General features: G+C 48.5%; 9 protein-coding genes. 7 read left to right on the forward strand and 2 right to left on the reverse strand.

What is annotated here, in order from left to right:
* Window positions 1–455 precede the first annotated feature (455 nt).
* Entirely contained in the window at window positions 456–1,589 is a 1,134-nt protein-coding gene (locus tag EL628_RS14100; protein ID WP_126580573.1) for an IS3 family transposase, read from the forward strand.
* A 687-nt stretch (window positions 1,590–2,276) separates the two neighbouring features.
* Complete coding sequence (locus EL628_RS14105) at window positions 2,277–4,100, forward strand: reverse transcriptase domain-containing protein (protein WP_170211134.1); 1,824 nt, start codon at window positions 2,277–2,279, stop codon at window positions 4,098–4,100.
* A 201-nt stretch (window positions 4,101–4,301) separates the two neighbouring features.
* Here the strand turns inward: EL628_RS14105 and EL628_RS14110 are convergent, their stop codons facing one another.
* A complete protein-coding gene (locus tag EL628_RS14110) occupies window positions 4,302–5,792 on the reverse strand; it encodes an acyltransferase family protein (protein WP_126580574.1) in 1,491 nt (496 codons plus the stop codon).
* A gap of 370 nt (window positions 5,793–6,162) precedes the next feature.
* On the opposite strand from EL628_RS14110, the gene EL628_RS14115 reads away from it, so the two are divergent.
* Entirely contained in the window at window positions 6,163–6,657 is a 495-nt protein-coding gene (locus EL628_RS14115; RefSeq protein ID WP_126580575.1) for a transposase, read from the forward strand.
* Window positions 6,658–6,665: 8 nt separating this feature from the next.
* Here EL628_RS14115 and EL628_RS30540 read toward each other — a convergent pair whose 3' ends face one another.
* Window positions 6,666–6,854, reverse strand: coding sequence for a hypothetical protein (locus EL628_RS30540; RefSeq protein ID WP_245994093.1), 189 nt, complete (start codon window positions 6,852–6,854; stop codon window positions 6,666–6,668).
* Window positions 6,855–7,460: 606 nt separating this feature from the next.
* Here EL628_RS30540 and EL628_RS14125 point away from each other — a divergent pair.
* From EL628_RS14125 to EL628_RS14140, 4 genes are all read left to right on the forward strand, one after another.
* The gene (locus tag EL628_RS14125) at window positions 7,461–7,793 is read left to right on the forward strand and encodes a DUF2171 domain-containing protein (RefSeq protein WP_126580577.1); all 333 of its coding nucleotides are present in this window, start codon (window positions 7,461–7,463) and stop codon (window positions 7,791–7,793) included.
* 294 nt (window positions 7,794–8,087) lie between these two features.
* Complete coding sequence (locus EL628_RS14130) at window positions 8,088–9,200, forward strand: sigma-70 family RNA polymerase sigma factor (RefSeq protein ID WP_126580578.1); 1,113 nt, start codon at window positions 8,088–8,090, stop codon at window positions 9,198–9,200.
* A 202-nt stretch (window positions 9,201–9,402) separates the two neighbouring features.
* Window positions 9,403–11,214, forward strand: coding sequence for an ArnT family glycosyltransferase (locus tag EL628_RS14135; protein WP_126580579.1), 1,812 nt, complete (start codon window positions 9,403–9,405; stop codon window positions 11,212–11,214).
* A 67-nt stretch (window positions 11,215–11,281) separates the two neighbouring features.
* Complete coding sequence (locus EL628_RS14140; protein ID WP_161975504.1) at window positions 11,282–12,577, forward strand: glycosyltransferase 87 family protein; 1,296 nt, start codon at window positions 11,282–11,284, stop codon at window positions 12,575–12,577.
* The last annotated feature ends 2 nt before the right edge of the window (window positions 12,578–12,579 follow it).

Consider the following 12,579-nt stretch of genomic DNA (forward strand, 5'->3'; position numbering starts at 1 on the left):
GACGAAAGGGTCGGTCTTTTCGCGGTACCACCTCAATTCGCCGGGCGTTGCCGCACCGACGCACTCGTTACCCCGACGGCTCGCCAGCTTCGCTCATAATACCTATCCAGATTCACGCCAGACGCATCTACCGAGTTAATCAGGGCCTCGCTATAACGGGCTAACCCGTGCTGGATCTACTCACCGCGTTCACACGGCTTTCTTCCGCATTGCCTCTGGGCGACATTCAACTCCAGCCGCTGCGAAGGGCTTTCAGCCATCGACCCTTCTTCTCTATCAGCTTGCTAGAGGTCTACTCTTCCCGGCGTATTCCTATGCTGTTGTGTGTTACTAAGTATACCCAACTACAAAGGAGGCGGTCAATGGTTATGAAAGCTTATCTACTATTACTTTCTTTATAATGAACCCAGGAATTGAGACAAAAAAAGTTGAAGGTTTAAGGTGGAAGATGGAAGATGGCAAACAAGAGAAAACAGTATACAGCAGATTTCAAAGCGCAGATCGTTCGAGAAATCCTCAAAGAGGAGAAAACCATTGGACAGCTTGCTTCAGAGCATGAGCTGCACTCAAACATGCTTTACCGCTGGCGAGATCAGGCTCTTGCGAGAATGCCAACCCTTTTCAGCGATCAGCAAGCACAAGAGCAGACAGCCAAAGAAAGTGCCTGGGAAAAAGAACGGGATGAGTTGTATGCGGAAATCGGACGGCTGAGTACTCAGTTGAGCTGGTTGAAAAAAAATGCGGTCACCTGCTTGAGTCGGGATCAGCGTCGGCAGCTCATTGATTGGACGGAGCGGGAGATTGCTGTGATGACGCAAGCCGAGCTGGTGCAGTTGAACCGATCGGGGCTCTCCTATCAACCGGTTGGTGCTTCCGCTGAGAAAATCGAACTGAAGCATCGTATTGATGAGCTCTATACAGCGCATCCCTCCTACGGATATCGACGCATCACGGCGCATTTGCGTCGCCAAGGTCTGCTTGTGAATCACAAAGCCGTGGCACGCCATATGCGAGAGATGGGCTTGACTGCACTCTATCCTGGCCCCAATCTTTCCAAGCGTGCTCATCAAGCCGCCATTTATCCATACTTGCTTGCTCATGTCACGGCCAGTTATCCCAATCATGTTTGGGGAATTGACATCACCTACATCCGCCTGAGAAGCGGCTGGATGTATCTGGTCGCCGTGTTGGACTGGTATTCGAGATACGTGATCAGTTGGCAATTGGATCAAACCATGCAGCTCCCTTTTGTGCTGGAAGCCGTTCAAACAGCGCTGCGCCAGGCTCGTCCACTCATTTTCAATAGTGATCAAGGGAGCCAATTTACCAGCACGCAGTATCTTGAGCTTCTTAAAGAACACGCGGTTCAAATCAGCATGGATAGTCGATGTCGAGCGCTCGACAACATTTTTACGGAACGTCTTTGGAGAACCGTGAAATATGAGGAGGTGTATTTGAAAGAATATGAAAGTCCTCGGGATGCACGCAACAGCTTAACCGACTATTTGCATTTCTACAATAATGAGCAGCTTCACCAATCACTGCAGTATCGTACTCCTTCAGAGGTGTATTTTGTTCATTCCAGTTGAAAAGTCAATCTCATGGAGTCGCTTCTCCATGAGCTCAAGCAAGGAAAGGAGATTTCACCTTAGAAAATCGCTTTCTATTGTCTTGACAAAGGGGTTCACAATGTGCGCCGTTTCGGCCCACTATCAATTCCCATACAATATGGGGGAGGAAGAGAGTAAAACATCCTCCAGGACACCAGCTTACTTCGCGAGGAAACTCAAAGAGAACAAGAGCATGCTGTGAAAGCGGAAAGAAACAGAAGGCGTGTATGTTCGCGTTCCGCAAGTCCTGAACGCATGGTGAGACTGGGATTGTCGAACCCAAGTTCCGCACGGTCATACCCACGACCCGTCACTCCACGCAAAAGGTGGCGACACCGGATACACATTTGGTATGGTGAAATGTGAAAAGACACCTGAAGCCACCAGGCTGAAGGATCACTCTCTCCGGTGAGTAGCAGTTAAGGAAATTGAGAAGGAACGAAAGGGCACCTACCCGTTCTAAACGTTGATAGAGGGTAAATACGGGATCGCCTACCAGGGGAAACCCTCACGGTGACGGAACCCCCATAGTACGACAGAAAAAGAAACAACACATTGTTTTTTTTTTGAAGGAAGGGGCAGCTCTTGAAAAAGAGCCAGAGCGCACCCTTGATACAGGTGCGCAGGGAAGGTATCAAGAAGTTCATACACGCGGAGGCATGCGCAATGCAAACCACCGAAACGTACCTGGGACTTCTCCGAGAACGTGGCAAGAAAGGCTTGCCACTCCAACGAGTCTATCGACAACTGTTCAATCCATATCTGTATCTCACAGCTTACGGCAAGCTGTACAGGAATGCAGGAGCCATGACCAGAGGCATCACCAGCGAGACCGTTGATGCGATGTCAACAGAGAAGATTGAGACCATCATTGCTGCTCTACGTACCGAGCGGTACCAATGGAAGCCAGCGAAGCGGGTCTACATTTTAAAGCGGAATGGGAAAAAGCGGCCACTAGGCATGCCTGTTTGGAGCGACAAACTCCTAGCGGAAGTCATCCGAATGATCCTTTCAGCTTACTATGATTGCCAATTCAGCGAACACTCGCATGGATTTCGCGAAGGACGCGGTTGTCACACCGCACTCCAGGAGATTTACTCTACTTGGAAGGGTTGTACATGGATTATCGAAGGCGATATTTCCGACTGCTTTGGATCACTCTCACACGAACTGCTCATGCACACCTTGTCAGAGAAAATCCAAGATGGACGTTTCCTTCACCTCATCAAAAAGCTCCTAGATGCAGGATATCTTGAGGAATGGACATTCAATCGTACGCTGAGTGGGGTACCACAAGGTTCAGTGCTCAGTCCTTTGCTCTCCAATATCCTACTCGATAAACTGGACACATTTGTCGAAACTACGCTGATCCCGCGCTACACGAGAGGGAAAAGAAGAAAACACAACAATGAGCATGCGCGACTCATGAAACAGGCCAATCGCCTGCAACAAAAAGGGGAGAAGGAGGCTGCCCAGAGATTGAGAAAACGTATGCGTCAACTGCCTTCCATCGCGACCCATGATCCAGCCTACCGACGACTCCGTTATTGCCGCTATGCAGATGATTTCGTCCTCGGATTTACTGGTCCAAAATCAGAAGCAGAGGATATCAAGCGCCAACTCAGCACTTTTCTTCAAGAGGAACTTCAATTGACCCTCTCTCCAGAAAAGACGCTGATCACCCATGCAAGAAACGAAGCCGCCAAGTTCTTGGGATACGAAATCACGACCCTGCAAGCCGATACCAAACAAAGCATCACCAAAGGAGGGGTGAAACGCCGAGGTATCAATGGAAAAACAGGGTTACGCGTGCCACGAACCATTCTGCTGGAGAAATGCAAGCGCTATGAACGACGAGGAAAACCGTGCCATCGGGCTGAGTTACTCAACGAAAGTGACTACACCATTATTGCGACGTATCAATTGGAGTACCGAGGCATCGTCAACTATTATCGACTAGCGTACAACCTGCGTACACTCCGGCGTCTCAAATGGGTCATGGAAACCTCTCTCACCAAAACGCTCGCAGCGAAGCACCAGATCTCAGTGAGAGCAGTGTATGGCAACTATCGTACCAAACTTCAAGGAGAAGGAAGGATGTACAAAGGGTTGCACGCTGCCGTCACACGAAAAGGGAAGAAGCCATTGATCGCGACCTGGGGCGGTATCCCGCTTGTGTGGGATAGCAATGCCATCATCCAGGATAGACCACATCAACTTCCCTGGAACAATCGGACGGAGCTAGAAAAGCGTCTTTTAGCCCAAACTTGCGAAGCCTGCGGGGTCACCTCGATCACTGACAAACTGGAAGTTCATCATATTCGCGCTCTCAAAGATCTGCAAAAATATGATGGGAGAGAAAAACCAGACTGGGTGAAGATCATGGCCGCTCGGCGGCGTAAAACGCTCGTTCTCTGTCAAACCTGTCATAGAGAACTTCATGCAGGGCGACCACTCAGGAAAAAGGTATCACGTTCTCGGATGGAATGACTCCAATGATGCTGGAAAGCGCAGTGCGGTGAAAGTCGCATGCTGCGTTTGGAGGGGGGCATTTGGAACAGGGCGGTAACGTACCTCGCTAGATGCCTACCCTACATGCTCTCAGGGCTGGTTGTTATATCGCTAACGAAACGCTAACTTGGCAGTGAATTCAGAGCGGTAAGATGGTTCAGTCTTCAGTTGCTTTGGAGCTTATTGAACAGCACGAATGGCAATCATCGTTATATCCTCATCTTGTGTTGTGGTTGCATCGATGTGGCCGATTTTTGTATCTTCGTTCTGTATGACATCTGGCAATTTCTTCTGTTTTTCCATTCGGCGTAAGATGTACTCCCCAAAGCGGATACCTGGTTTTTCGGCCAAACGATATGACAGAACTGAGAACGGAAGGATGACAATAACTATCCAGAGGAAGGAAATAATATATTGAACTGCATAACTCCGGTTGTGAATATAGGGGAAAAAGTATCCAAAGAAAAGTAGTGCAAGCGGCATATGCCAGATATATAAGCTATATGAAATAGCTCCGAGCCAACGAAGTGGAGCCAATTCCAGTGGATGTTTAAACCACTTAGGTCCATGGAGTAAAGCAAACATACAGAGTGCATATGCAAGACCGATAAGGAATGGCCGCCAGACTAGCCATATAGGTTTAAAAAAACTTTGATAGGAGTGGAAGAGGTGCTCTAATTCTGAGCTTGCGCCTATATTGATGAAATACAGATTCCAAACAGAGAAGAATATCAGACTACTTAGACCAATAAGCATCAAAAAGACGCTGAGCCGTTCGGTTATACGACTCAATCTTGCCGATTGTGGAACTTGACGAAGGTAGACATAGAATGTGCAAACGAGCATACCAAGCCCGAAAACTTCAAAATACTTCCCAGATTCTGTGGGACCTGGATCGCCATACAGAAGGAGTCGCAGAGAATTTCTGACTGCATGAGAAAGCAGCCAATCCAGGTTTGCCGTATCTACAAAATAGAAGGCCCAATAACGAACAGCTATTCCCCAACCTATCATAACAACCAAACACAGGCAAAGCTGGATAATTCGCCAATGAACAGAAGTAGATCGAACAAAGAGGCGCATAAACCAAACGATAAGCGGGAGGATCATGTAAAACTGAAATTCTATGGCTAGTGTCCAGAAAACCCCATTAATCTGCTGGGCCAAATTGTAATTCATTCGAAAGGTCAAAAATTTTGAGATGACTTGCCATTGGTTTAGAGAGAGGAAATTCGGGTGAAAAAAGAGCAGAAGTAAAATAAATGCAATGTAGTAGGCAGGAATAATGCGAAAGATACGTCGGAGATAAAAACGGCTTGTTGACGGCCACTTCTGCCTCTCAAGGAGCAAAGCTTTTGCAAAGGGTAGAAAAAGAAGAAAACCTGATAAAAGAAAAAAAAGAATAACACCAGCATTGCCGAAAAGGAAGAAGGCTGTCACATATGTAAGAGGACCATGTAGCGGAAATAACGAAATGTTCTGAGAACTAAGCCACCTAAAGTGGAAAACGAGAACGGATAAACAAGCAATAGCCCTTAATCCATCAAGTACTAAAATAGAACTTTCTTTTTTGCCCGTTCCCAAAGCATCGTTTATATCATTACTTAATCTTTTAATATTTTCGTTAAGAAAGGTATAAAATGATCTATATACCTTCTGGGCATAATTCATACCTGTTATTCTCCTGCGAAACAAAGAACGTTGTCTATTTGGAAGTTGATGGATTGTTCAATCTCCATACAATAGACACACAAACAGAGCTTATTCCTCGATAATTGGCACCCAAGGCTACTTACTTTGTTGTCCTATTTTTAAGAGCATAAATATTAGCTATTTTAGCAAAATACTTTTGAAAATGCATAGTTAAATCTTTTTTTTATATCAAAAAGTACTATCTAATTCATGCTGCCTTTGCGATTTATATTAAAGTCTTAGTAATTCTCAGCTTGACTTTGTACATTTTGGGGAAAGAACGAGGCATGAAAACCTCTTGAGATAAGATAGAAGCTGACCAAAGCATCATCTTGTCAGGAGAATATTCATGCCTCTTCCCGACCCCATTATAGAAGTTTTAGCCGTCTTTCGGCCACTATTTACGGCTCCCACTTGGAGGAAACTCATGACGTTGCTAACTGGAACCTTGTTGGCTCATGGACGCCGAACAGTCACGGCAGCTCTGCGTGCCAGCGGCAACGACGTGGCTGCCAACTGGAGCACCTTCCATCACGTGCTCAATCGAGCCCGCTGGTCTCCTCTGGCTGTGAGCCGTCAACTTCTCCTCCTCATCGTCGAAACCTTCGTGCCAGCCGGAGCCGACGTGGATCTGGTCATTGATGAAACGCTCGAACGACGCTGGGGCTGCAAGATCAGGAAACGAAGGCATTACCGCGATAGCGCGCTTTCCAGTCGAGAACGCTCGGTGAGTAGCCTTGGCTTGCGAGGGACGCGTGATGGCAGTGGTCGTCACGCTGCCTTGGACGCGCGCAGCGCTGGGCTCTGCCTTTTCTTTGTGTGCTGGCGACGACCCCGGAAGTGAGTGAACGACTAGGCAAGCGACACAAGACTATCGGGATGTGGGCACATCAAATGATCAGTCTGGTCCGCCACTGGCTTCCCGGCCGCTCTCTCAAGCTCATGGGCGATACCGCCTACACAGTGTTGGAGTTGGGATTGCATGCTCGTGCCCAACGGGTGACCCTGGTCACAACTGGCCGCTTGGATGCCGTGTTCCATGAACCGCCTCCCGAACGCACCCAGCACACCATTGGCCGTCCGAGAGTGGTAGGGCAGCGTCTTCCTTCCCTAGAGCAGGTGTTACAGAGCCCGGAGGCCGTCTGGCAGAAACTCACCTTGGACTGGTACGGCAAAGGGAAGCGCACGCTGGAGTTCTGTACCGGCACGGCTCTGCGATAACGGACAGAGACCGACAGCCTTACTACAGCATTCCCTCATGCACACTGGCAAATCTCATCTGGAGGCCAGTCAAGGGAATACAGGTTTCAGAACTTTGACGAATGAGCCACGTTCAAGAGCTGTGTTCGGAAGAGGCTTCCACCCGATGGCCTCTATTCGCTGGCGAACCCGACACTCCCTACTCTTCTCATTCATTGTCTTTTTCTATATTTCTAAAGGGATTTTACTCATTGAGGTGCAGTTTGTCAAGAGAATCCTCTCAGTGAAGGCGGTGCAGTTTATTTTTGCATCTGCGCTCAAACCTTTTCATCTTAACAAAACTTTGGACTGAAGTTGGAAACATGCGAACCATACTCCAGTGAAGCATGAAACTTTCCAGTGCAACAGGTCGTGAATGAGATAGTATACAGAAAGAGAGGCACGTTCATGACGCATTGGACACCGAAAAATCTCCGCAAACATCAGCATGTTTATACGTCTGATGAGCAGAATCTTGGTCAGGTAAACGCTATCTATGAGGATTCGTTTGTGGTCCATAAAGGGGTCTTTGCCAGGCACCGCTATTTCCCCTACAGTGTAATTGCACGCATGGAGAACGATACCATTCACCTGTCTTTAAATGCAGATGAAGCTGCACAGATGAAATGGGAGAAACGGCCAGATTATGAAGATCATCTGGGCGATCCTACTCAACTCTTCTATGATCGCGGTCATGGGGTAGTAGACCCGTTTGATGAGACCGCATCCAACCAGTCCTGATCCCCCGTTTGTCGGGCTATGATAAGCCCGACAGATCAATCCTCCTATTACGCCACCAGCCAATCCACCTGCACCTCTCTATTAAGCAGAAGATAAGGTTAAGACCCTATTGTATTTACGGTGAACACCCTATGGTATGTCTGCTCCCCTTTCTTTACAATATCAACAAAGAAAGTATTAAAGAAAGCTGGAAACAGCATTTGGATGCTGTATGCCTGTCAGTGCAAACCCACCAGGCCATATATAACCCGACGCTGATTTTGTCGGCCAGTTTCCTGAAGGGAGCTTGGATTCATGGCAATTATTGATGCTGTCATAGACGACCTTAGGACAATGATTACTACACCTGAAACAGTGATGGACCGCTCTATTCCATCGCTCGCATCTGATTTTATACTCGATGAGATGCTTACGTCTTCTCGTTCTGAGCGTAACACTGAGCCTCTGCCTGAAGTGGATGTTACATTCAGTGAAGAGGTTGATCCTCTCTTTAGGGACGAAGAGATAACAGAGACTGATATTCTGGAGATCCCCGTTACACGCTCTCGCTCAGCAGGTATTACCAATACAAAAAGTGCCTCAGGGTCCGAGGATGCGTTTCAGAGTTATCTTCATGACATCCGCGGGCTCGGCCTGTTGACGCACGATGAGGAGATTGATCTTGCTCGTCGGGCAGCCAAAGGTGAAGAGTATGCTCGCCGCAAACTTATCGAATCAAATCTACGCTTAGTTATCTCAATTGCCCGCCGTTATACCAGCACAGGTGTTCCTCTGAATGATCTGATCCAGGAGGGCAATCTCGGGTTGATGCGTGCGGCTGAGAAGTTTGATTATCAACGCGGCTGCCACTTTGGGACGTATGCCACCTGGTGGATTCGTCAGGCCGTTAGCCGCGCAGCTGGCGAACAATCTCGCATGATCCATCTGCCCGAGCATGTTGCAACTCGTCTCCGCAAGGTCCGCCGTGTTGCTGCCCAGCTATCACAGGAGAACGGGCTTGATCCGCTTCCAGAGCAGATCGCTCAGGCCTGCAATATCTCGCTCAGTGAGGTGGAGGATCTCCTTGGGGTGATTGAGCAACCAGTCTCTCTGGATGCTCCTGTCGATGAGGAGGCCCGCTATTCGCTGGCTGATACGCTGGAGGATCTGACAACACCAGCTCCGTCTGATACTGCATCACAGCACCTTCTCGGTGAAGAGCTCCATCGTGCGCTCGCTCTTCTCACGGTTCGTGAACGAGCTGTGATTACGCTACGCTATGGTATTGGAGACGGACACAGTCGCACGCTTCTAGAAGTTGGGAAAGAACTGGGAATTTCACGCGAACGCGTTCGCCAACTTGAGGTTGTTGCTCTGATGAAGCTTCGCGGCCTGAGCAATACGCTTGCCCTACGCGAATGTGTCTAACCATGCCGCAGCCGTCGTAAGCGCGGGATCTACCACGTTTACGACGGCTGCATAACCCTCTCCATCCTGTCGCTCCCACTCGACTCTTGCTCAACAGTATGCTATACTGATCTCCGATTGCAAGCACTCATTGCAAGCTTTCTATTTCTCATTGAAAACTTGCGTCACCTATATACTTGCACTACCAACATAGAGGAAGTGTATGCAGAGTAGTCGACTTGACCCAGTGACTATTGTTGACCAGCCTCCTGGCACAAAGCTCACCTCACATGTTACCAGACAGACACCTGTTTTTTTTCGCCCTCTGCTGCAGATTTTTAGCTGCCTTGTACTCTTTTTCGCTGCTTTCCTTCCTCGCTTTTTCCTCGCACAACGTTTAGATGTAGTGACGGATGAAGTGGTCTATATTACTGGAGGAAAGATCTATCTTCCTTTATTAACCCATCTCCCGGCTAGCCTGACCAGTCCGCTGTGGGTCTATAATAATGAGCATCCACCTCTGGTGAAGTTTCTAATCGGGCTATCTATGCGCATCAACACGCTCTCTGGACAACCTCTTGGGGATCTCCTGGCAGCTCGTCTTCCCAGTATCATCATGGGAACGGTACTCGTAGTTGCAGTCTACTGGCTGGGTCGTGCGCCCTTTGGTCATCTGGTCTCCTTTACGGCAGCCCTCTGTCTGGCATTTAGCCCATGGCTCGCTTATTTTAGCGCTCTTGCCTATCTTGATACGACTATGATGGTGCTCATTAGTATTGCCTATCTCCTCTTATGGCATGCTTTACGTCGCCCCTGGCTCTATCTTGTCACTGGTATCCTGTTAGGCCTGGGCGTGGCCAGCAAATACCCTGCAGCCTTTATTATTCCTGGCATGGTCGCCTTTCTTGCTTATTATTTTCTGGCTTTACGACCACGCCTACCCCAGGACCAACAACCCCTTACCCCCTGGCGCTGGTGGGGAGGGGCAATTCTCCTTTCATTCATCACTTTTTTTGCCGTAGATCCCACTATCTGGCCCAATCCCTACCAGCGCATCGCCAATAGCTTTGGCTTTGAATGGATGCACTCAATGCATGGGCATTCGACATTTCTCGCTGGCTCCTATGCATCTCATATGCCACATTGGGCTGTTCTCTATATCGTTATCGCTAAATTAAGCGTTTTTGTCACTATTCCTGCGCTTCTGTTTGTCTTTGTTGCTCTCGTACAGCTGATACGTTTTCATCTCCATGCAACGACGATTCACGTCTCTGAGGCGACGTCCCTTTCTTTTCTTTGTATCTGGCTCTTTTCAACACTTTTTATGTTCAGCCTGTTAAATATCGTAGTTGGTACACATTATGATCTCCCAACAACTCCTGCGATCGTGATCGCTGGCAGCATGGGGCTGACATATCTTCTCCGTTATCGGCGCGGATCGTTTGTGCTTCCATCTCTTCCCTTCGTTAAAAACCTTCCAGCTAGCCCTGGAGAACAGCGACGTTGGCGGCAGGTTTCGGGAAAAACAGGTATTCAAGTCGTGCTGCTGCTCTGTCTTACCATGCTTCCTCATCTCATCGGACTGATCACTGTACCGGCAGCAGAAGGGTATACCAGCGAACTTTTCCCAGGCGAAAATGCAAGCTTACAGGTAGCCTATCCTGGCTATCGCGATGGACTCCAATGGATTGCCGCGCATGCTCAGCAGAGACATCCCCGTGTAGGACTGGTAGCACTTCCCTATACGCTAACCGATAAAGGCTATGGTGTCTCCTGGTATAGTTACAATAAGGATCTCACCAGTCGCTTTCAGATACACGAGGTTCATCCGAATGATACGAGTTTCAACGAAGATTATCTTATCTGGCCCATGCATCTAGTCCAACGCGGCTATGCTATTCCAGCAGACTGGGATGCGCAAGTAATCCATCTGGTTACAGGCGGTCGGACGATATACTGTTATATCGTTACTCATAGACCCCAAACATCTGGCTCTCATCATCCATCCCAACCTCAGAGAGGTGGCTACCATTAAAAGCTCAACAAGAATATCCATCAGTGATCAGATGCGGCAGTCTGGTAGTACAAGAAGACAATTTTTCGTGGATAGCCTGCTTGTGATCATTCTACTGGCCCTTCTCTTTACAGGCATCTCAAATCAATTGGCAAAAGTGAATAGTGATGCCGCCAAATATCAGTGCTATGCTTTTGCATTCTGGCATGGAACACAGGCACTTCATACTCTTCCCGAGGCTCAATGTGCGTTTCTGAAGCAGGCAGAACCAGCAGCAATCCTATTGGAAAACATGCGCCAGCATCAACTTCCAGACTTTCTGATCCAGTTCGTTGCCCAGCAGGATCAACGACAACCGTTTCATGCGTTACCCCATGAATATCCACTTCTTGCGTTAGCTACCTTCTTGCCTGGTTTACTCGCTCCTCCAAGTTCGTTTCAACTCGCTTTTGCCGGGTGGATGGCCTGTATTGTTGTTGCGCTTTTTGTCATTATGCGGATCGCAGGATCACGTTCAACGGCTCTGGCTTTTGCCTTTTATCTGGGTCTGGGAAGTTGGGCAACGGCGTTGGGGCGCTTTGATTTACTCCCAACCACATTTACGTTGCTGGCTGTTATCTGGGCGGAGAAGAAGCGCTGGCACTGGTCCTTTATCTGTCTGGCAATTGCAACATTGCTTAAGTTTTATCCAGCACTCTTTTTGCTCCCTTTCCTTATCGTTCAACAACAGAACAGAGAGATGATGTGGTTGGATTGGCGTCGTTGGAGTCCTGTCGGGCTGTTTATCCTCATCTGCTCCTTTGTTCTGCTTCTCTCCGCAGCAATGAGCCTGGAGGGGACCATAGCGCCGCTCAGCTATTTTGCCAATCGCCCACTTCAGGTAGAGTCCTTCTCTGCCTCGCTGGTGCGCATCCTGGGAGAGGCAGGTGGAACGACGCTACAGTATGGCTATTCGTATGGCTCACGCAATGTCTTTAGCCCACTTTCGCCTTTGATCGCCGGGGGGGCTACTCTACTCCTCTGTGCTGGAATCGTGTATACTTGTTGGCACCTCTGGCACCAGCGGATCTCGCTAGCTATGGCCGTCTTGTTGCTGCTACTGCTCTTGCTACTGACTGGCAAGGTCTTTAGTGCTCAATATATACTCTGGAGTACTCCTCTGGTGGCCTATGTCGGAGGTTGGAGATGGAGATGGCTTTCTGGCTGGGGGAGCATCTGCCTGCTGACAACGCTGATTTATCCATTTCTTTATAATAGAACAGAGTATAGCGTTGGCTCGCTCTTACCAGATTTTTACCTTGTTGTTCTTGTTCGCAATCTTATTCTGTTGGGCTTTACCTGTCTGCTCTATTATCAGGCGACCCATCAGCAGACAGAGGTGTAGTT

The organism is Tengunoibacter tsumagoiensis (assembly GCF_003967535.1).
In the GTDB taxonomy this organism is placed as follows: domain Bacteria; phylum Chloroflexota; class Ktedonobacteria; order Ktedonobacterales; family Ktedonobacteraceae; genus Tengunoibacter; species Tengunoibacter tsumagoiensis.